General features: G+C 74.6%; 18 protein-coding genes and 1 pseudogene. 11 read left to right on the top strand and 8 right to left on the bottom strand.

Annotation, left to right across the window (positions count from 1 at the left end):
- Positions 1-29 precede the first annotated feature (29 nt).
- From G7075_RS15980 to G7075_RS15970, 3 genes are read left to right on the top strand one after another with little or no spacing between them, the layout of a single operon-like run.
- The gene (locus tag G7075_RS15980; RefSeq protein ID WP_166123315.1) at positions 30-791 is read left to right on the top strand and encodes a DeoR/GlpR family DNA-binding transcription regulator; all 762 of its coding nucleotides are present in this window, start codon (positions 30-32) and stop codon (positions 789-791) included.
- Complete coding sequence (locus G7075_RS15975) at positions 788-2140, top strand: 6-phospho-beta-glucosidase (RefSeq protein WP_166123313.1); 1353 nt, start codon at positions 788-790, stop codon at positions 2138-2140. Before G7075_RS15980 ends, G7075_RS15975 begins: the two co-directional genes overlap by 4 nt.
- A gap of 56 nt (positions 2141-2196) precedes the next feature.
- Positions 2197-2988 (top strand): triacylglycerol lipase, encoded by a 792-nt coding sequence (locus G7075_RS15970; protein ID WP_166123311.1) that lies wholly within the window; start codon positions 2197-2199, stop codon positions 2986-2988.
- A gap of 7 nt (positions 2989-2995) precedes the next feature.
- Here the strand turns inward: G7075_RS15970 and G7075_RS15965 are convergent, their stop codons facing one another.
- The 4 genes from G7075_RS15965 to G7075_RS15950 form a co-directional block, all read right to left on the bottom strand.
- Positions 2996-3808, bottom strand: a complete 813-nt coding sequence (locus tag G7075_RS15965; protein WP_166123309.1) for an ABC transporter permease — start codon at positions 3806-3808, stop codon at positions 2996-2998.
- A complete protein-coding gene (locus G7075_RS15960) occupies positions 3805-4758 on the bottom strand; it encodes an ABC transporter ATP-binding protein (RefSeq protein ID WP_166123307.1) in 954 nt (317 codons plus the stop codon). Before G7075_RS15960 ends, G7075_RS15965 begins: the two co-directional genes overlap by 4 nt.
- A complete protein-coding gene (locus G7075_RS15955; RefSeq protein ID WP_166123305.1) occupies positions 4755-5897 on the bottom strand; it encodes a sigma-E factor regulatory protein RseB domain-containing protein in 1143 nt (380 codons plus the stop codon). Before G7075_RS15955 ends, G7075_RS15960 begins: the two co-directional genes overlap by 4 nt.
- A gap of 223 nt (positions 5898-6120) precedes the next feature.
- A complete protein-coding gene (locus G7075_RS15950; RefSeq protein ID WP_166123303.1) occupies positions 6121-6411 on the bottom strand; it encodes a GNAT family N-acetyltransferase in 291 nt (96 codons plus the stop codon).
- Between the two features lie 168 nt (positions 6412-6579).
- Between G7075_RS15950 and G7075_RS15945 the strand changes: the two genes are divergently transcribed.
- From G7075_RS15945 to G7075_RS15925, 5 genes and pseudogenes are all read left to right on the top strand, one after another.
- Positions 6580-7806 (top strand): helix-turn-helix domain-containing protein, encoded by a 1227-nt coding sequence (locus tag G7075_RS15945; RefSeq protein WP_166123301.1) that lies wholly within the window; start codon positions 6580-6582, stop codon positions 7804-7806.
- A 221-nt stretch (positions 7807-8027) separates the two neighbouring features.
- Positions 8028-9550: pseudogene (gene adh, locus G7075_RS15940) on the top strand (aldehyde dehydrogenase).
- A 4-nt stretch (positions 9551-9554) separates the two neighbouring features.
- Positions 9555-9941, top strand: a complete 387-nt coding sequence (locus tag G7075_RS15935; RefSeq protein WP_166123299.1) for a DUF779 domain-containing protein — start codon at positions 9555-9557, stop codon at positions 9939-9941.
- A 47-nt stretch (positions 9942-9988) separates the two neighbouring features.
- A complete protein-coding gene (locus G7075_RS15930) occupies positions 9989-10492 on the top strand; it encodes an OsmC family protein (RefSeq protein WP_166123297.1) in 504 nt (167 codons plus the stop codon).
- Between the two features lie 51 nt (positions 10493-10543).
- Positions 10544-11299 (top strand): DUF2510 domain-containing protein, encoded by a 756-nt coding sequence (locus tag G7075_RS15925; protein ID WP_166123295.1) that lies wholly within the window; start codon positions 10544-10546, stop codon positions 11297-11299.
- Here the strand turns inward: G7075_RS15925 and G7075_RS15920 are convergent.
- The 3 genes from G7075_RS15920 to G7075_RS15910 all read right to left on the bottom strand — a co-directional run bounded on the left by G7075_RS15920 (position 11283) and on the right by G7075_RS15910 (position 14642).
- Positions 11283-12662: a serine hydrolase gene (locus G7075_RS15920; protein ID WP_166123293.1), complete on the bottom strand. Its 1380-nt coding sequence runs from the start codon at positions 12660-12662 to the stop codon at positions 11283-11285. The genes G7075_RS15925 and G7075_RS15920 overlap by 17 nt on opposite strands.
- A gap of 46 nt (positions 12663-12708) precedes the next feature.
- Positions 12709-13554, bottom strand: coding sequence for a sigma-70 family RNA polymerase sigma factor (locus G7075_RS15915; RefSeq protein ID WP_166123291.1), 846 nt, complete (start codon positions 13552-13554; stop codon positions 12709-12711).
- 158 nt (positions 13555-13712) lie between these two features.
- The gene (locus tag G7075_RS15910) at positions 13713-14642 is read right to left on the bottom strand and encodes an NADP-dependent oxidoreductase (RefSeq protein ID WP_166123289.1); all 930 of its coding nucleotides are present in this window, start codon (positions 14640-14642) and stop codon (positions 13713-13715) included.
- A 144-nt stretch (positions 14643-14786) separates the two neighbouring features.
- Between G7075_RS15910 and G7075_RS15905 the strand changes: the two genes are divergently transcribed.
- On the top strand, positions 14787-15065 hold the full coding sequence (locus G7075_RS15905) for a hypothetical protein (protein ID WP_166123287.1): 279 nt from the start codon (positions 14787-14789) through the stop codon (positions 15063-15065).
- An 84-nt stretch (positions 15066-15149) separates the two neighbouring features.
- Positions 15150-16094 carry a DUF808 domain-containing protein gene (locus G7075_RS15900; protein WP_166123285.1) on the top strand — a complete coding sequence of 315 codons (945 nt, stop codon included), beginning with the start codon at positions 15150-15152 and terminating at the stop codon, positions 16092-16094.
- 17 nt (positions 16095-16111) lie between these two features.
- Here the strand turns inward: G7075_RS15900 and G7075_RS15895 are convergent, their stop codons facing one another.
- Positions 16112-16939: a class I SAM-dependent methyltransferase gene (locus G7075_RS15895; protein ID WP_166123283.1), complete on the bottom strand. Its 828-nt coding sequence runs from the start codon at positions 16937-16939 to the stop codon at positions 16112-16114.
- Positions 16940-17106: 167 nt separating this feature from the next.
- On the opposite strand from G7075_RS15895, the gene G7075_RS15890 reads away from it, so the two are divergent.
- Complete coding sequence (locus G7075_RS15890; RefSeq protein WP_166123281.1) at positions 17107-17784, top strand: helix-turn-helix domain-containing protein; 678 nt, start codon at positions 17107-17109, stop codon at positions 17782-17784.
- Positions 17785-17806 lie beyond the last annotated feature (22 nt).

The following is a 17806-nucleotide window of genomic DNA, read 5'->3' as shown; positions in this document are numbered from 1 at the left end:
TGACGATTTCTGATCGCTATGGTGGCCCCATGCGAGCGACGCGGCAGCGATCCATCGTCGGTCGCCTGCGCGCCCGGGGGAGCGCGTCCACCGAGGAGCTGGCCGGGCTGTGCGGGGTGTCGATCGCCACCGTCCGGCGCGACCTCATCGAGCTCGAGCGGCTGGGGGCGCTGCGCCGCGTCCACGGCGGGGCGGTGACCTCCGGGGTCGCCGACGCCGACGCCGTGCGCGGGTTCGCCGAGGTCGCGGCCACCGACGCCGTCGAGAAGAGCGCCGTCGCCCGCCGGGCCGCCGGGATGGTGCGCGACGGCGACTGCGTCGTGCTCGACATCGGCACGACGACGATGCTCCTGGCACGCGAGCTGCGTGGGCGCGACGTCACGGTCGTCACCGCGAGCCTTGCCGTGCTCGACGTGCTGCGCGACGACGACCGGGTCGAGCTCATCCTCCTCGGCGGTGTGGTGCGCCGCACCTACCACTCGCTCGTCGGGTCGCTCACCGAGGACGCCCTGCGCCAGGTGCACGGCACGACGGTGTTCCTCGGGGCGTCGGGGGTGCGGTCGGACGGCACGGTCCTCGACACGACGGCGGTCGAGGTGCCGGTCAAGCGGGCCCTGCTGCGGTCGGCCGACGCCTCCGTACTGCTCGTCGACGCGCACAAGCTTCCGGGCACCGGGTCGCTGCGGGTCTGCGAGGCCGGGGCGGTCGACGTCCTGCTGACCAACGAGGGGGCCGACGCCACGACGCTCGACGCCTGCCGGGCGGCCGGTACCGAGGTGGTCCTCGCGTGAGGCTCGCGATGCTCGGCGGCGGTGGCTTCCGCACGCCCCTCGTGTACGGCGCGCTGCTGCGCGACCGGCACGAGCGGCGGGTCGACGAGGTGTGGCTGCACGACGTCGACGAGGACCGGCTGGCGGCCATCCAGCAGGTGCTGTCCGAGATGGCTGCGGCGCAGGCCGATCCGCCGTCCGTGCACGTGACCACCGACCTCGACACCGCCCTCGAGGGCGCAGACTTCGTCTTCTCGGCCATCCGGGTCGGCGGTCTCGAGGGGCGCACGGCCGACGAGCGCGTCGCCCTCGACCTCGGCCTGCTCGGGCAGGAGACCACAGGCCCCGGCGGCCTGTCGTACGGGCTGCGCACCGTGCCGGTCGCGCTGCACGTCGCGCGGCGGGTCGCGGCGGTGGCACCCGATGCCTGGGTCATCAACTTCACGAACCCCGCCGGGATGATCACCGAGGCGATGCAGTCGGTGCTCGGCGACCGGGTCGTCGGCATCTGCGACAGCCCGATCGGGCTGGGGCGCAGGGCTGCTGCCACCCTCGGCATCGACCCGGCCGAGACGGTGGTCGACTACGTCGGCCTCAACCACCTCGGCTGGCTGCGCGGGGTCTCGCACGGCGGCCGCGACGTGCTGCCCGACCTCCTGGCCGACGACGCGCTGCTCGGGTCGATGGAGGAGGGGCAGCTCTTCGGCCTCGACTGGCTGCGCACCCTCGGGACCATCCCCAACGAGTACCTCTACTACTACTACTTCACCCGCGACGCCGTCCGGTCGATCACCGGCTCGGGGCAGACGCGGGGCGAGTACCTCCTGGCGCAGCAGCGGGCGTTCTACGCCGGGCTGGCCGGGACAGGTTCCGGCACAGGGGCGCTGGCCGAGTGGGACCGGGTCCGGATGGAGCGCAACGCCACCTACATGAAGGAGGCGCGCGAGGCCGACGAGGAGCGCGACGAGGCCGACGTGCAGGGCGGTGGGTACGAGGGGGTCGCGCTGGCCATCATGGCCGCCATCTCCCGCGGCGAGCCGGCCGAGCTGATCCTGGACGTCCGGAACGGCGGGACGGTACCGGGCCTGCCGGACGACGCGGTCGTCGAGGTGCCGTGCACGGTCGACGCCGACGGGCCGCACCCGCACGCGGTCCTGCCCCTCGTCGGGCACCCGCTCGGGCTGGTCCAGCAGGTCAAGGCCGTCGAGCGGCTCGTCATCGAGGCGTCGACGACGGGGTCGGAGCAGCGGGCGGTCGAGGCCTTCGCGGTGCACCCGCTCGTCGACTCCGTCACCGTGGCCCGCGAGCTGCTCACCGGCTACCGGGCGCGCATCCCGGCGGTCGACGCCGTGTTCGACCGCCGCCGCTGACGCCCGGTGCGCCCCGCGGGGTGGCACGATCGGGCGGTGGGACGACGGGAGCAGCCATGAGCCCGAGGCGCCGGCTGGCCCTCGTCGCCCTCGTCGCCGCGCTCGTCCTGGCGGTCGGCGCCGTCGTCGTCCGCCAGCTCCTCCCGGCCGGTGGGGTGGCGCAGGACGTCGCGGGTCCGGTCCTCCTCGTCCCCGGTTACGGCGGTGACGTGCGCTCGCTCGAGCCCTTGGCCGCTGCCCTGCGCTCGAGCGGACGCCGGGCGGTCGTCGTGCCGGCCGTCGGCGACGGCACCGGCGACCTGCGGGCCGAGGCGGACCGGCTGGCCCGCGCCGCCGACGACGCCATCGCCGCCGGCGCCCCGTCCGTCGACGTCGTCGGGTACTCCGCGGGTGGGGTCGTCGCGAGGATCTGGGCCGACGACCTGGGCGGCGCCGACCGCGCCCGGCGCATCGTCACGCTCGGCTCACCGCACCACGGGGCCGACGTCGCCGGGCTCGGTGCCGCGACCGGGGCCTGCCCGGAGGCCTGCCGGCAGCTCGCACCCGACAGCGACCTGCTCGCGGGGCTCGACGAGATGCCGTCGGGTCCGGCCTGGACGAGCATCTGGACCGGGCAGGACGAGACCGTGACCCCGCCCGAGTCCGCCCGCCTCGCCGGCGCTGTCGACATCGAGGTCCAGGACGTGTGCGCCGACGCCCGGGTGTCGCACGGTCAGCTGCCGGGCGACCCGCTCGTCGTCGGCCTCGTCCTGCGCGCCCTGGGGGAGCGCCCCCTCGAGGAGGCCCCAGCGCCGGCGGAGTGCGGCGGGCTGCGGGCCGCCGGGTCGCAGGCGCTCGGCGCGCCCTGACCGGACCTCAGCTCGTGACGTCGCGCGTCGTGAAGTTGGCCCAGGCCGCGCCGAGCAGGACGACGACGTAGCCGGTCTGCACGAGGACCCCGGCCGTGAGGTCGCCCCAGGGCACCGGGTCGCGGAAGAGGTCGACCCAGGCCAGCCAGTAGCGCGTCGGCAGGTAGTCGCGCACCGACCCGGCCGCGTCGAGGGCCACGAGGACGGTGCTGCTCACGAGGACGGCGAGCCCGCCGAGGGCCGCGGCGATCGGTGAGTCGGTGATGGTCGACAGGAACATCGACACCGCCGCGAGCCCCACCATCGACCAGCCGATGTAGAGGACCATCACCCCCGTGCGCCAGGCGAGGTCGGCCGGCGTCAGGGTGGTGCCGGCGAGGGTGGTCGTCGTCAGCGTGCCGGACGTCCCCAGCAGCGTGACGCCGGCGACGTACCCCACGACCGCCACCGCGACGACCGCCAGCAGGGTGAAGGCGATGATCGAGACGAGCTTGGCGACGAGCAGCCGGGTCCGCCCGACCGGCCGGACGAGCAGGTAGCGCAGCGTGCCGGCCGAGGCCTCGCCGGCCACCGACTCGCCGGCCTGCACGGCGACGGCGATGGGGAGGAAGAACGGCAGGACGATGCCGAGGGCCGCGGCCGGGAAGAGCGCGCCGTTGCCGAGCACCGCCGACAGCAGGGTCGGACCCTGCCCGGGGCGCGGCGCGATCTCGGTGACCGACAGCAGGACTGCCACGACGACCGGCAGCAGGCAGAGCAGACCGATGCTGATCCAGGTGCGCGGTCGTCCGACGAGCTTGCGCAGCTCGACGCGGATCACGTGGTCAGCTCCAGCACCGACTGCTCCAGGGTCCGTCGCTCCGGGGCGGCCTCGAGCACCCGGACACCGGCCCGCACGAGCCGGTCGGTGACGTCGGCGACGCTCGTGCCGTCGAGGGCCAGCTCGCCGTCCCGACGGGTGTCGCCTCCCGGCGCGAGACCGAGGGCCTGCTCGGCGGCGGCGACGTCCTCGACCCGGACCAGGGTGCGCCCGGTGGGGCCGCGCAGGGCGTCGAGGTCGTCCTGGGCGACCAGCCGACCGCGGTCGAGCACACCGATCCTCGTGCAGAACAGCTCGACCTCCGCGAGCAGGTGGCTGGAGAGGAACACGGTCGTCCCGGCGGCGTTGAGGCCGAGCAGCAGGTCCCGGATCTCGACGATGCCGCGGGGGTCCAGGCCGTTGGTCGGCTCGTCGAGGACGAGGAGCCGGGGACCACGCAGGAGCGCGGACGCCAGCCCGAGCCGCTGCTTCATCCCGAGCGAGTAGGTGCGCACCGGGCGTCGGCCGACGTCGGCCAGCCCGACCTGCTCGAGTGCGTCCTCGATGCGTCGCCGGCGCGTGCGGCGGGAGCCGGTGTCGGCCGCCAGCGGCTCGGCACCAGCGCCTCCGGACCGCGCCGGTCCGGCGGCGTCGAGCAGCCGGAGGTTGGCCCGGGCCGACAGGTGCGGGTAGGCGCCCGGTCCCTCGACGAGGGCGCCCACCTCGGGCAGCACCTCGCGGGCGGCGCGGGGAACCGGGCGGCCGAGCACCTCGATGTCGCCGCTCGTCGCGTGGACCAGCCCGAGCAGCATCCGCACCGTCGTCGTCTTCCCGGACCCGTTCGGGCCGAGGAAGCCGTACCGGTCGCCCGGTCGCACGAGCAGGTCGAGCGCGTCGACGGCCGTCACCTTCCCGAAGCGCTTCGTCAGCGCGCGGGTCGCGACGACGGCCCGCTCCTCCCCGGCGCTCACCGGCCGTACCGCAGCGGTGGGGGAGAGGCGAGGAGCTCGGTGGCGAGCTCGTCGAGCAGGGTGGGGTCGACGAGCCCCGTGATGACGTACGCGTGCCGCCCGTCGTCGCCGACGGCGAGGACGACGTTGAGCAGGCTCGACCCGACCCGCACGAGCGACCCCCCGGCCACGTCCTCGCTCACCGACCCGGCGGACGTGACGTTCGCGACGACCTCCCGGGTCAGGCGGCCCGGGAGGGGGAGCACGGCCACCCGGACGAGCCCGGTGCCGTAGGTCGGGGTGCCCGCGGCGGCCGGGTCCGAGGCCTGCAGCCCCGCGAGCTCGTCCGGCATCTGCCACGTCGAGCGGGCCGCCAGGCGGGCGACGAGGTCGGGCGCCGTCTCCAGCTCGCGGCGTGCGGTGGAGGTCGTGGGCGGGCGGAGCACCTCGTCGTCCGGCCGGCCGAGCCGGACGCCCGAGAGGGTCGTCACGAGGGCGTCGTCGCCGGCGCGGTCGACCATCCGCAGCCGGAGGGGAAGCCCGGTGGCGCGGTCGACCCAGACCTCGGCCCGGGCGATGGTGCTGCGGGCGTCGCCGGGGACGACGCGCAGGCCGTCGGCGTCCCGGCCGCCGATGCGCCGGGCCGGGAGCAGCGAGAGCCGGTCGGTGGGCCCGAGGGCCGAGAGCAGCCGCTGCACGGCCCGGGGGGCGACGAGGTCGTCGGCGCGAGGCAGCCGGGCGGACGGCTCGCCCGCGACGGTGACGAGGCGCCGGGTCTCGTAGTCCCAGGTGGTGGTGGAGGACGGGAGGCCGTAGGTGTCCTGCTCCCCGGTGAGCCCGACCACGTCGACCCGCCAGTGGGAGTCACCGGCCCACCAGATGCGGGTCCGGGTGGTCCCCCCGACGAGCGAGGCGAGCCCGCCGAACCCCCGGACGTCCGGCAGCGCGAGGCTGCCGCGGCTCTCGCCGGTGGCGGAGTAGGAGACGTCCCCCGAGGCCAGGGCGCGCTCGACGACCGCCTCGGCGGAGGCGCTGGTCGGCGCGACCCCGACGGCCGACCACGCCCAGGGCGCGACACCGAGCGACCCCACGAGCAGGGCGGTCCCCCCGGCCACCGACGCCCAGCGCCGCCGTGCGGCGCGGCTGACGACGGTGCTCATACCGCAGTCTCACCCGGCAACCTGAACGGGGCAACAGCCCTTTGGTACACCGTGCGGAGCAGGCCGTCGTACTCCCCGAGGGGGACGCCACGCCGACGGTCCGGCTCTGGTCCGGATGTGCCGGCTCTGGTCGGGTTCGCCGGCTCTGGTCGGGTTCGCCGGATGGCGGCGAGAAGTCACCGCCATCCGGGAGATCGGACCAGAGCCGGGAGCCGGGCGGGCGTCAGGTGCGCTGCTGGACCTGCACCGGGTGGTCCGGGTGGCGCTGGAGCCAGGCGGCGGCAAACGGGCAGTCCGGGCGCACGGTGCGCCCGGCGGCGGCGAGCTCGTCGACCGCCGCCCGCACGAGGGCGCCCCCGACGCCCTGCCCCTCGAAGCCGTCCTCGACCTGCGTGTGCACGAGCACGACGGCCGTCCCGTCGTGGCTCTCGCGCCACACGAGCTCACCGGCCACGTGGTCGCCGACCCGGGCGATCCACGCGTGCTCGTCCTTGACCACCTCGACGTCGGACATCGGGCACCACCTCCGGGGCCCATGCTGGCACCGCCGCGTCCCCGGATCGACCGACCGGTCACGGGAGGTGAGCCCGGACCCGACCGGCCGGCGCGCGGCACCGACCGGTCCGCGACACCGTCCGGACGGCCCGTTGTCCCGTCGCCGGGCATCGGCTCTACTGGCGGGATGGCGCACGACACCGCACGGCGGGACGACCCCGCCCCGGGGGTGCGCTCCGTCGTCGCCGAGTCCTGGCTGCGCTCGTCGGCGGCCGGCGTCGACCCCGACGCCCACCTCGCACCGGTCGTCCTCGACACCGCCGACCTCGCCGACTACCGCGCCACCCACGCCCTCTCGCACGTCTTCCCGCTGCTCTACGACGTCCTCGGGCGGGCCGCCGTCGACTGCGACTCGGTGATGGCCGTCGGCGACGCCAGCGGTCACCTGCTGTGGGTATGCGGGCCGCCGAGCGTCCTGCGTCGCGCCGAGAGCATCAACTTCGTCGAGGGGTCGGTCTGGAGCGAGCCCGGCGCCGGCACCAACGCCCCCGGGATGGCCCTGCACCTCGACGCCCCGGTCGCCGTCCACGCCCGCGAGCACTACAACCGGCTGGTCCACCCCTGGAGCTGCGCCGCGGCCCCCATCCACGACCCCACGACGAGCCGCGTCCTCGGCGTCGTCGACATCACCGGAGGCCCCGACGTCGCCTCCCCGCAGAGCCTGGCGATGATCCGCGCCGCCGCCCGGATGGCCGAGTCCGAGCTGGCCCGGCTCGCCCTCACCGGCACCACCCTCACCGTCTCCGCGTCCACCGACCTGCCCGACGCCACCGGGGTCGTGCGGGTGCGCGCGCTCGGGCTGCCCGAGGCGGTCGTCGAGGTCGGCGGGCGCACGCACCGGTTGAGCCGCCGGCACAGCGAGATCCTCGTCGCGCTGCTCGAGAACCCCGCCGGGCTGACCGCCGAGGAGCTCGAGGCTCGTGTCTACCCGGGCCGCGTCAACGCCTCGACGCTGCGCGCGGAGATGACCCGGCTGCGCACCCTGCTCGGCCCGGACGCCCTGGCCTCCCGGCCCTACCGCGTGCTCGCCGACACCGAGTCCGACTGGCGCACCGTCGCCGCGCTCATCGGCACCGGACGGGTCCGCGAGGCGCTCCAGGCCTACAAGGGACCTCTCCTCCCCGGCTCCGAGGCCCCGCTCGCCGCCGAGCTGCGCGACGTGCTCGAGGCGCAGGTCCGCTCGGCGGTGCTGCGCTCGGGCGAGGCCGACCTCATGGTCGGCTGGACGCGCTCGCGCTGGGGCGCCACCGACCTCGAGATGTGGGAGCGCCAGGCCGAGGCCCTGCCCGCGACCTCGCCGCTGCGCCCGGTGGCCGAGGCCGAGGTCGCGCGCCTGCTCGACACCGACGCCTGAGCACCCCTCCCACACCCCCCACCGCGACCCCCCTTCCGCGAATGTGTGTGAACACGCCGGGGATCCCCGGCGGGTTCACACACATTCGCGCAGGGCGCAAGGGCAGGGGGCAGGGGCAGAGGGCGCCGGGGGAGCACGGTGCAGCGTCGTTGCAACGTCCCGCTGCCTACGGTCACCGGCATCCCGTCGAGGGACCCCGACGATCGAAGGAGATCGAGTCAATGACGACGTACACCCCGCCGGGCCGCGAGGGCAGCGGCATCGAGGTCAAGAGCCGCTACGAGAACTGGATCGGCGGGCAGTGGGTGCCCCCGTGAAGGGTCAGTACTTCGAGAACATCACCCCCGTGACCGGTCAGCCGTTCACCGAGATCGCCCGCTCCTCCGCCGAGGACGTCGAGCTGGCCCTCGATGCCGCGCACGGCGCTTCCGAGGCCTGGGGCCGCACGAGCGTCACCGAGCGCTCCAACATCCTCCTGAAGATCGCCGACCGGATGGAGGCCCACCTCGAGGACCTCGCCGTCGCCGAGACCTGGGACAACGGCAAGCCGGTGCGCGAGACCCTCGCCGCCGACCTCCCGCTGGCGATCGACCACTTCCGCTACTTCGCGGGTGCCGTTCGCGCACAGGAGGGTTCGATCGGCGAGATCGACGAGTACACCGTGGCGTACCACATCCACGAGCCGCTCGGCGTCGTCGCGCAGATCATCCCGTGGAACTTCCCGATCCTCATGGCCGTGTGGAAGCTCGCCCCGGCGATCGCCGCCGGCAACTGCGTCGTGCTCAAGCCGGCCGAGCAGACCCCGTGGTCGATCCTCAAGCTCATCGAGCTCGTCGGCGACCTGCTGCCCGACGGCGTGCTCAACATCGTCAACGGCTTCGGCGTCGAGGCCGGCAAGCCGCTCGCGTCCAGCCCGCGCATCGCCAAGGTGGCCTTCACCGGTGAGACGACGACCGGCCGGCTGATCATGCAGTACGCCAGCCAGAACCTCATCCCGGTCACCCTCGAGCTCGGCGGCAAGAGCCCGAACATCTTCTTCGAGGACGTCGCGCGCGAGCGGGACTCGTTCTACGACAAGGCCCTCGAGGGCTTCGCGCTCTTCGCGCTCAACCAGGGCGAGGTCTGCACCTGCCCGAGCCGCGCGCTCATCCAGTCCTCGATCTACGACCGCTTCCTCCAGGACGCCGTCGACCGGGTCGGGAAGATCGTCCAGGGCAACCCGCTCGACACCGACACGATGATCGGCGCGCAGGCGAGCAACGACCAGCTCGAGAAGATCCTGTCCTACATCGACATCGGCAAGCAGGAGGGCGCCAAGGTGCTCATCGGCGGTGCCCGCGCCGACCTCGGCGGCGAGCTCTCCGGCGGGTACTACGTGCAGCCGACCGTCTTCGAGGGTGAGAACTCGATGCGGATCTTCCAGGAGGAGATCTTCGGACCGGTCGTCTCTGTCACCCGGTTCGACGACGAGGCCGACGCGCTCAAGCTCGCCAACGACACCCTCTACGGCCTCGGCGCCGGTGTGTGGAGCCGCGACGGGTCCCAGGCCTACCGGGCCGGCCGTGAGATCAAGGCCGGCCGCGTGTGGACGAACAACTACCACGCGTACCCGGCGCACGCGGCCTTCGGCGGCTACAAGCAGTCGGGCATCGGGCGCGAGACGCACAAGATGATGCTCGAGCACTACCAGCAGACGAAGAACCTCCTCGTCAGCTACAGCCCCGACGCCCTCGGCTTCTTCTGAGCCGATGGGATCCCCGGCCACCGTGAGCCGGGTCGGAGTCACCGGTGGGGCGGCGCAGCTGCTGCGTCGCCTCACCGGCACCCACGGCCCGTTGATGTTCCACCAGTCCGGCGGGTGCTGCGACGGGTCCGCCCCGATGTGCTTCCCCGACGGCGAGTTCGTCACCGGCGACCAGGACGTGTTCCTCGGCGACCTCGACGTCGAGCTGGACCGCCCTGTGCCCGTGTGGATCTCGCGCCCGCAGTTCGAGTACTGGCGGTACACGCACCTCACCATCGACGTCGTGCCCGGGCGCGGCGCCGGCTTCTCGCTCGAGGCGCCGGAGGGCGTGCGGTTCGTCATCCGCTCGAGGATGCTCACCGAGGACGAGCTCGCGGTCCTCGACGCCTGACCGGGTGGCCGGGGGCGCCGCGGCCGGACCCGTGCTTGGCTGGGGGGATGGACCGCGCCACGCTCCGCCAGCTCCAGGCCCCTCTGCGCGAGCAGTACGCCGCCGACCCCGCCTCGGCCCTCACGCCGCTGCACGCCACCGCCGACTTCCGCGACGACGGCATCACGTGCACCGTCGACGGGTTCGCCGGCCCGGTGCGCGCCGGCCTGCACCGGGCCACGGGTGGTGACGGGTCGGACGCGTGCAGCGGGGACCTGCTCCTCGAGGCGCTGCTGGCCTGCGCCGGCGTCACCCTCCGCAGCGTCGCCACGGCGATGGGCGTGACGCTCGGTGCCGTCACCGCGCGGGCCGAGAGCAGCTTCGACGCCCGCGGCACCCTGGGCCTGGACCGCGACGTCCCGGTGGGCGTCGGGCCGGTCACCGTCACCTTCACGGCCGAGACCGACGCCGACGACACCGCCCTCGAGCGGCTGGCGACGTCGACCGAGCGCTACTGCGTCGTGGGCCACAGCCTCCGGGAGGTGCCGCGCGTCGTGGTCGTCCGGCCCTAGCCTGTACCCAGCGCGGCGAGTGACGCCGGGCCGAGTCGAGGAGAGCACGCGATGAGCGCACCCGCCGGATGGCACCCGCAGCCGGACGGCCGCGAGCGGTGGTGGGACGGCCAGCAGTGGACCGAGCACTTCCGCGACCCGGCCACCGCGGCACCGACCCCGGGCGAGACCCAGGTCCTCGGCACGACCGGCGCGACCACCTACGGCAGCGGGGGCGGCTACGGCACGACCGAGGGGTCCGGCTACCCCGCCCCCGACGCGTACGGCGCTCCGGGCACCCCCGGCGCCACCGGCTACGGCACCCCGGCCGGTCAGTGGCCCCCGCAGCAGAAGCAGGGGATGAGCGGCACGGCCAAGGGCTGCCTCATCGCCGCGGTCGTCGTCGTCGTGCTCGTCATCGCGGCCGTGGTCGTCGGCGGCATCTTCTTCGCGCGCACGGTCAGCACGACCGTCGACCAGGTGCAGTCGGCCATCCCGTCGAACTTCCCGAGCAACCTGCCGACCAACCAGGGCGACCCCGTCACGACCACCGTCGGTGGCGGCTTCGACCTGCCGAACATCTCGGTCGCCGACGGCTGGACGCTCGAGGACCAGGGCGGCGTCGGCAAGACGATCGAGAACATGACCGGCACCTTCACCGGCGCCGGTGACGTGCCCACGGCCTTCTCGATGACCTTCACCGGCGGCGAGCAGACGCTCTGCACCGCGTCGCCCGAGAGCGGCTCGGACACCGTGACGGTCAGCTGCATCCCCGTCTTCGGCGACGTCGCCGACGACGCCGAGGTGACGGTCACCCCGACCTTCTGACCGGCCCCCGGGTCAGGAGGTCGGCGCCGCGGCGATGACGTCGCGCACGAGCTCGTCGGTGCGCAGCCCCGACCCGTCGACCTCGGGCGAGAACCCGAGCCGCACGACGACCAGCCGCTGCGACGGCACGACGTAGACCCGCTGGCCGTCGTGGCCGCTGGCCCAGTACGCGTCGGCCGGCAGCAGCGAGCTGACGAGCGAGCCGTCGGCCTCCTTGTTGGCCCACCAGCCGGCGGCGTAGCCCTTCTCCTCGGTGCGGTCGACCGGCTGGACCGTGGTCGACTGCGCCATCCAGCCCTCCGGCAGCAGCCGCTTGCCGCCCCAGACGCCGTCCTGGAGGGCGAACTGGCCCAGGGCCCCCAGTCGCGCGGGGTGGCCCAGAGGTAGGAGGAGCACACCGGGTTGCCGGCGGCGTCGGACTCCCAGACGGCCGAGGACAGGCCGAGGGGGCGAAGAGCTCGGTGCGCGGGAAGTCGGTGTCGGGGACGTCGGCGAGCGAGCTGAGCCACGAGCACACGAGGTTGGTCGACCCGCTCGAGTACTGCTGGTAGGTGCCCGGCTGGTGGGCCAGGGGCTGGCTCGCGACGTACTTCGCCATGTCGGGCTCGGCGTAGAGCATCTGGGTGATCGGCGTGCCGAGGTCGTAGGTCTCGTCCCAGCGCAGGCCGCTCGTCATCCGCATCAGCTGGTCGACCGTGATGGCCTTGCGCTCGTCGGTCCACTCCGGCCGCAGGCCGCTCTCCTGGATGTCCAGGCCCCGATCGAGCACGTAGCGCCCGACGAGGAGGTTGGTGGCCGACTTGGCCATCGACCACCCGAGCTGCGGGGTGTCGGCCGTGAAGCCGTCGGCGTAGCGCTCGGCGACGAGCTTGCCGTCGCGGATGACGACGACCGCCCGCGTGCCGAGCGCCTTCTTCCGCGTCGCCGACAAGTCGTCACCGAAGGCGCGGGCCACGACCTCCTGCAGCGCGGGGTCGGTCTCGGGGGCCGGCACCTCGGCGAACGGGTTGCCCTCGGTCTCGACCTTGGTGGCCCGGCGGGACACGGTGGGGCGCTCGCCGGCCACCGTGCAGCCGTACCCCTGGGTGTAGAAGGCCTTCTGCTTGGCCAGCAGCCACCAGACGGCCGAGGTCGAGGACTTCCCGGCGAGGTTGACGTACCCCGTCAGGTACGGGACCAGGGGGTTGGGCGGCAGGTCGGTGTCGGGGTCGTCACGACCCGCGACGAGGGCGACCGCGCAGGAGTTGTGCGCGGCGTACCCCGTGCCCGTCTCGAGGAGCGGCCGGTAGTGGCGGTAGCCGAACACCGCCCCGACGACGACGAGGACGAGCAGGACGGCGAGGACCCGGCGCAGCACACGCATGGCGGCGACGGTACCGCCCGCCGGCCACGCCCGCGGGGACCTGCGCTCAGGCGGCGACGAGGGCGTCGAGGCGCTCGCGCAGCCGCGCCAGCACCCCGGCGAGCAGCCGGGACACCTGCATCTGGCTGACCCCGATGGCCTCGCCGATCTCGCTCTGCGTGCGCTCCTCGACGAAGCGCAGGCGGAGGATGACCCGCTCGCGCGGGGTGAGCCGGGCGACCTCGGCGCGCACGACGGCCCGCAGCAGCACGCCGTCGGCCACGTCGACCGGGTCGGCGAGGCGCTCGCCGGCCGTGCCGCCCGACGGGGTCGGGGCGTCGAGGGAGGCGGGCGTGAAGGCGGACGCGGTGGCCCGGGCCTCGGCGACGTCGGACCCCTCGCGCCCGACGGCCGCGGCCAGCTCGGTGAGGGTCGCGTCGCGCCCGAGGCGCTGGCGCAGCTCGTCCTCGGCCGGGACGAGCTCGGCCCGCAGCTCCTGGAGGCCGCGGGGCGGGCGGACCATCCAGCCGGCGTCGCGGAAGTGGCGCTTGAGCTCGCCGCGCACGGTCGGCACGGCGAAGGCCTCGAAGCCGCGCCCGGCTCCGGGTCGGTAGCGCTGGACGGCGCCCACGAGCGCGGTGCGGGCGACCTGGATGAGGTCCTCGGTGTCGATGCCCCGGCCGGTGTAGCGCAGCGCGAGGGAGTCGGCGAGGGGCATCGTGGCCGCCACGACGTCGGCGAGCAGGCGGTCGCGGTCGGCGGGGTTCGAGGCCCGCTCGTAGGTGGCGAGCAGGGTCTCGAGGTCGCTCCCCGGGTGCTCGGGACGCTGGACGGCTGACGAGCCGGGCAGGGGGACGCAGGTCAGCGCGCGGGGTGCGGTGGGGGTGCGGTGGGCAGGCAGGGGACGGGTCATCGAGAGACCTCCGGTCAGAAGAGACCGGTGGCACGCTGCTCGACCACCGAAGCCCCCGGGTCCCGAGGGCAGGTCCTCCACGCTACTCCGTGGGCTGCGAGGACGGGGCTTGCGGGACCCGCCTTCGACAGCGCCGCGCGGTGGCGCCGGAGCCCGGCTCAGTCCTCCGAGACGGCGATGACGAGCTTGCCGCGCACGTGACCCCCGCGGCTGCGGGCGAAGGCGTCGGCCACCTCGTCGAGCCCGTAGGAGCCGGCGACGTCGACGGTGAGGCGGCCGCTGTCGGCGAGGTCGGCCAGCCACTGCAGCTCGGGGCCGTCGGGGCGCACCCACACCCACGTGCCGCCGTGCTCGAGGACCGACGGGTCGGCGATCGACGCGTGCCGACCGCCCGGGGCCAGGACCGCGAGGGTGTCCTCGAGGACGCCACCGACGAGGTCGGCGACGGCGTCGACGCCGTCGGGGGCCAGGGCGCGCACCCGCTCGGGCAGGCCCTCGCCGTAGGCCACCGGCTCGGCATCGAGCTCGCGCAGGTGGTCGTGGTTGGCCTCCGACGCGGTCCCGATGACCCGGGCGCCGAGCTCGTGGGCCACCTGGACGGCGAGCAGGCCGACCCCGCCGGCCGCGGCGTGGACGAGGACGGTGTCGCCGGGGCCGACCTCGAGGCGGCGCAGCACGCGCAGGGCGGTGAGGCCGGCGAGGGGGAGGGCGCCCGCGGTGTCCCAGTCGACGCCGGCCGGCTTGCGGGCCAGGGCGCGCACCGGCACGGTGACGAGCTCGGCGAAGGTGCCGCCGTGCACCCAGTCCTTGCGGGCGTAGGCGAGCACCTCGTCGCCGACCGCGACCTCGGGGGTGTCGGGTCCGACGGCGCGGACGACCCCGGCGACGTCCCAGCCGGGCACGACGGGGAAGGTCGCCTCCATCATCGGGTCGAGGCCGCCGCTCATCAGCTTCCAGTCGACGGGGTTCACCGAGGCCCGGCGGACCTCGACGAGTGCCTCGCCGGGGCCGACCTTGGGGTCGGGGAGGTCGTCACGGACCTCGAGGACGTCGAGGTCTCCGTACCGGTCATAGGTCGTCGCACGCATGGTGGCGTCAGCGCTGCGGACCGGTCGTGGCATTCCCGCGCCGCCCCGACCTGCGCGAACACCGTTTGCGGAGGACGGCACGGGGGTAACGTCCGTCAGGCCCCGCTCGTCGCGGGGACATCGACGGACGAGGAGGTCCGGGGGATGACGACCGTGCACGCCGGGGGGCTGACCGCCCACGAGCCCGGTGACCCCGCCCTCGCCGCCGACCTGCAGCAGCTGCGGGGGGTGCTGGCGGTCCATCCGTTCCCCGCGCGCCAGGACGACCTCATCGCCGCGTGCCTCGTCGCCGGCGCCCCGGCCCGGCTCTGCTGCCGCCTGGCCCGGCTCGACCGGACGCACGACTACGCCTCGCTCGACGAGGTGTGCGCCGACGTCGTCGCCACCACCGTCCCCACCACCGCGTCCACCACCCCGGACTGAGCGCGGCCCCGGCCCCTCGCCCAGTAGCGTCTCCCCCACGGGCGGCCGGCCACGGCTGCCGCGACCCGGATCGGAGACGACCCCATGGCCGGTGGGCTGGTGGCCCTGCTCGACGACATCGCCGTGCTCGCCAAGCTCGCGGCGGCCTCCCTCGACGACGTCGGGGCGGCGGCCGGCCGGGCCAGCGTCAAGGCGGCGGGCGTGGTCGTCGACGACACCGCGGTCACCCCGCGCTACGTCCACGGCTTCACCGCCGACCGCGAGCTGCCGATCATCCGGCGCATCGCCGTCGGGTCGCTGCGCAACAAGATCCTCGTCATCCTGCCGGTGGCGATGCTGCTCAGCCAGTTCGTGCCGTGGCTGCTCACGCCCATCCTCATGCTCGGCGGCACCTACCTCTGCTACGAGGGCGCCGAGAAGATCTGGGAGAAGCTGGCCCACCACGAGGCGCACCACGACCAGCCGGCCGCCGCCGAGGGCGCCGAGCAGGAGAAGACGATGGTGGCCGGCGCCATCCGCACCGACTTCATCCTCTCCGCCGAGATCATGGTCATCGCCCTCAACGAGGTGTCCGAGGAGCCGTTCGTCTCGCGGGCGATCATCCTGCTCGTCGTCGCCGTGCTCATCACGGCGCTCGTCTACGGGGTCGTCGCGCTCATCGTCAAGATGGACGACATCGGCCTGCACCTCGCCGAGTCGGGGCGCTCCGCAGCGGTGCAGGGCCTGGGCCGGGGGCTGGTCACGGCGATGCCGAAGCTGCTCGCCGTGCTCTCGACCGTCGGCATCGTCGCGATGCTGTGGGTCGGCGGGCACATCCTCCTCGTCGGCGCCGACGAGCTGGGGTGGCACGGGCCGTACGGCGTCGTGCACCACCTCGAGGAGGCGGTGCACGACGCCACTGGTGCCCTCGGTGGCGTGCTCGGCTGGCTGACCAACACCCTCGGGTCGGCCGTCGCCGGCGCCGTCGTCGGGGCGGTCGTGGTCACGGTCGTCCTGCTCGTGAAGCGGGCCCGCGCCGGCCGCTCCTGACGTCGGGGCCCGGCGGCTCAGGTCCGGGTTGCGGTGAGCAGCAGGTACTCCCAGCGCATCCGGCCGTGCCCCTCGTCGGCCTCTCGTGCGAGCCCGTCGAGGGCGGCCTCGACCGCGGCCTGCTGCTCGGGGTCGCCGGCCACCGACCGGTGCACCGCCGCCGTCGGGCCGTAGCGCTCGACGAAGAAGCGGCGGAACTCCTCCGGCGCCGTGAAGGCGTCGACCACGAGGTCGCGGCGCTCGGCGCGCACGTCGGTGACGGCGTCGCCGAGCAGGCCCCGCACGTGGTCCTCGGACCCCCAGAGCGGCGGCGGCTGGGCGCCGGCCGGCGGCGGTGGGGCCCACGGGCGCAGCGCCGCCAGGAGCCGGCCGATGAAGCCCTCGGGGGTCCAGGCGATGAGGCCGATCCGCCCGCCCGGCCGGCAGACCCGCACCAGCTCGTCGGCTGCGGCCTCGTGGATCGGCGCGAACATCACGCCGACGCACGACATCACGACGTCGAAGGTGGCGTCCGGGTAGGGCAGGTCCTCGGCGTCGGCGACGTCCCAGAGCAGCTCGAGCCCCGCGGCCTCGGCCCGGGTGCGGCCGGCGTCGAGGAGCTCGGGAGTGAGGTCGGAGGCGGTGACGTCGGCGCCGGTGCGGGCCGCGGGCAGCGAGGCGTTGCCGGAGCCGGCGGCGACGTCGAGGACGCGCTCGCCGGCGCGGACGTCGCACGCCGCGACGAGGATCGGGCCGAGGGTGGGGATGACGAGGTCGGCGACGCTCGGGTAGTCGCCCAGCGCCCAGACGGCGCGGTGCCTCGCCTTGACCTCGGGCGAGGCGGGGGCGGTGTGGTGGACGGTCATGGGAGGTCTCCTCTCGGGTGGGGGCCCCAGCGTCGGCGACCGGACGGGCGGCCCTCCAGTGCGTGATGTGGACCGCCGGCGGTACAGCATCTGTACTGGCGTCCGGTCCGTGACGGCGGTTCACTGGGCTGGGCGCGGTCGCCACCGGCCGGCCCGGGAGGTGCCCGATGGGCTCGACGTACAGCCAGTTCTGCCCGGTCGCCAAGGCGATGGAGGTGCTCGACGAGCGCTGGACGCTGCTCGTCGTCCGCGAGCTGCTCCTCGGCAGCCGGCACTTCAACGACCTGCGCCGCGGGGTCCCGAAGATGTCGCCGACCCTGCTCTCGAAGCGGCTGCGCCGGCTCGAGCGGGCCGGTGTGGTGCGGCGCACGGGCACCGGCGGGCGCACCGCCTACGACCTGACGCCGAGCGGCGAGGAGCTGCGGCCGGTCGTCGAGGCGCTCGGGGCGTGGGGCGTGCGCTGGGTCGGCGACCTCGGCGAGGAGGACCTCGACCCGCACCTGCTCATGTGGGACGTCAAGCGCACCCTGCCGCTGGACCGCTGGCCCCGCGGACGCACGGTCGTCGCGTTCACCTACACCGACGTCGAGCCGAGCGCCCGGCGCTGGTGGGTCGTCGTCACCGGGTCCGACGTCGACGTCTGCGACGTCGACCCCGGGTACAACGTGGCGGCCAGCCTCACGACGACGTTGCGCACGATGACCGAGATCTGGCGCGGCGACCGGGCCTGGACCGATGCCGTGCGCTCGTCGCTGCTGGCCATCGACGCCCCGCGGGACGTCGCCCGGGCGGTGCCGGACTGGGTCGGGGTCTCGACCCTCGGGGCGGTTCCGCGGCCGGCCTGAGGCCCGCAGCTGCTGCGGGCCG

The sequence above is a fragment of the Phycicoccus sp. HDW14 genome (genome assembly GCF_011383005.1).
Lineage (GTDB): Bacteria > Actinomycetota > Actinomycetes > Actinomycetales > Dermatophilaceae > Phycicoccus.
Note: the sequence above shows the minus strand (reverse complement) of the source record. Positions and strands in the feature narration are given on the sequence as shown.

Coding starts and splice junctions, on each gene's coding strand:
- G7075_RS15950 (WP_166123303.1), bottom strand. CDS start 6,411: ATGTCCGACGTCGAGGTGGTCAAGGACGAGCACGCGTGGATCGCCCGG.
- G7075_RS15925 (WP_166123295.1), top strand. CDS start 10,544: ATGAGCGCACCCGCCGGATGGCACCCGCAGCCGGACGGCCGCGAGCGG.
- G7075_RS15980 (WP_166123315.1), top strand. CDS start 30: ATGCGAGCGACGCGGCAGCGATCCATCGTCGGTCGCCTGCGCGCCCGG.
- G7075_RS15920 (WP_166123293.1), bottom strand. CDS start 12,662: ATGCGTGTGCTGCGCCGGGTCCTCGCCGTCCTGCTCGTCCTCGTCGTC.
- G7075_RS15895 (WP_166123283.1), bottom strand. CDS start 16,939: ATGACCGTCCACCACACCGCCCCCGCCTCGCCCGAGGTCAAGGCGAGG.
- G7075_RS15970 (WP_166123311.1), top strand. CDS start 2,197: ATGAGCCCGAGGCGCCGGCTGGCCCTCGTCGCCCTCGTCGCCGCGCTC.
- G7075_RS15890 (WP_166123281.1), top strand. CDS start 17,107: ATGGGCTCGACGTACAGCCAGTTCTGCCCGGTCGCCAAGGCGATGGAG.
- G7075_RS15900 (WP_166123285.1), top strand. CDS start 15,150: ATGGCCGGTGGGCTGGTGGCCCTGCTCGACGACATCGCCGTGCTCGCC.
- G7075_RS15945 (WP_166123301.1), top strand. CDS start 6,580: ATGGCGCACGACACCGCACGGCGGGACGACCCCGCCCCGGGGGTGCGC.
- G7075_RS15935 (WP_166123299.1), top strand. CDS start 9,555: ATGGGATCCCCGGCCACCGTGAGCCGGGTCGGAGTCACCGGTGGGGCG.
- G7075_RS15955 (WP_166123305.1), bottom strand. CDS start 5,897: ATGAGCACCGTCGTCAGCCGCGCCGCACGGCGGCGCTGGGCGTCGGTG.
- G7075_RS15910 (WP_166123289.1), bottom strand. CDS start 14,642: ATGCGTGCGACGACCTATGACCGGTACGGAGACCTCGACGTCCTCGAG.
- G7075_RS15915 (WP_166123291.1), bottom strand. CDS start 13,554: ATGACCCGTCCCCTGCCTGCCCACCGCACCCCCACCGCACCCCGCGCG.
- G7075_RS15905 (WP_166123287.1), top strand. CDS start 14,787: ATGACGACCGTGCACGCCGGGGGGCTGACCGCCCACGAGCCCGGTGAC.
- G7075_RS15930 (WP_166123297.1), top strand. CDS start 9,989: ATGGACCGCGCCACGCTCCGCCAGCTCCAGGCCCCTCTGCGCGAGCAG.